Annotated in this window: 2 protein-coding genes; both read right to left on the reverse strand. The window is 57.0% G+C overall.

Annotated features, from left to right (window positions below):
* On the reverse strand, positions 1-590 hold a 590-nt coding region (gene gpJ, locus Xhom_RS24935; RefSeq protein WP_420855278.1), incomplete at its 3' end, for a TipJ family phage tail tip protein.
* A 51-nt stretch (positions 591-641) separates the two neighbouring features.
* The coding region (locus tag Xhom_RS24940; RefSeq protein WP_099140127.1) for a tail assembly protein at positions 642-1,085 on the reverse strand (444 nt) is incomplete at its 5' end.

A 1,085-nucleotide genomic window follows, 5' to 3' on the forward strand; every position in this document is an offset into this window, starting at 1 on the left:
CTGGTCTGTTTGGGGGTCAGGCGGCGAACCCGCACCTGCCAGCCAGAATGGGCTTTGGGTAAATCGACGCGGTGTGACCGTTCATATTTGGTGGTAGTCTTGCCATCCACAGCCAGCGTGGGTAACTCCTGATACGCCCCCCCATCCGTGGCCACTTCAATCAGATAATCAATGCGATAGCCGACCGTGTCCCCGTCTTCTTTCTGTTTCTGCAATTGCGGCCAGGATAACCGAAGGCGCACCGCCGACAGTTGGGTATTGGTGACCGATCTGACCCATGACTCATTTAATTCAGTCCCGACGGTCAGTTCATTTTCCACGGCGGGCATGCCGGGAATATAGTCTTGATGGGGCGTACCGGGGCGGAATTCCCACTTCACCCCCTCAAAGTTTGCCTGACCCTCGGGACCAATCAGCGGGGTGTTATCCAGAAAGATATTAGTGCCGTTCAGCCCGCCCGCAAACTCACCTTCCCCCAGCGCCAATACGATTTTGGCATACGAGGTCGATTGCAGGGAATCCGGCGATTCGACCGGCGTGCGTGGACTTTCATTGCCGCCCTTGCTGCCCTGAATAAGATGCTGTCCCATAGTTCACCCATAAAAAAAGCCGCCTGAGCGACCTGTTAAGACTGATGACGTTTATTGCTGGTCTTCGGCGTAAATGCCCGCCGAAATGATGGCACCCCCGATGCGGCGCTGGCCGTACCCCAACGGAACGGGGTTTCCCTGTGCAATGGAGTTAACCGGGCCACCAAAGGCATATGAGGGTTTATTGTCGGGATCTTCCCGTCGCGCCAGTCCGCCCGGCATCGGGGATAACATCTGCACAACGCCCCCCAGCATCATGGAGGCCCCGGACATCACCAGCGGCACCCCATACGGCGTTGCCCACATAAAGGCCCCGGCCACCACCATCACCGCCCCTAAAATAACCTGAAACACCCCGGCCCGTTTGCTGCCGATGATCATCGGGGCAATGCGGATATCGGTATCACCGGATAATGCCAATTCATCCCGGCTGATATTGCGTTGCCCGTTAAAGACCGCAAAGGTTAATCCGCGCTCTTTGGCGGTCAGGAGAAA

Source organism: Xenorhabdus hominickii (assembly GCF_002632725.1).
Classification (GTDB): Bacteria; Pseudomonadota; Gammaproteobacteria; order Enterobacterales; family Enterobacteriaceae; genus Xenorhabdus; species Xenorhabdus hominickii.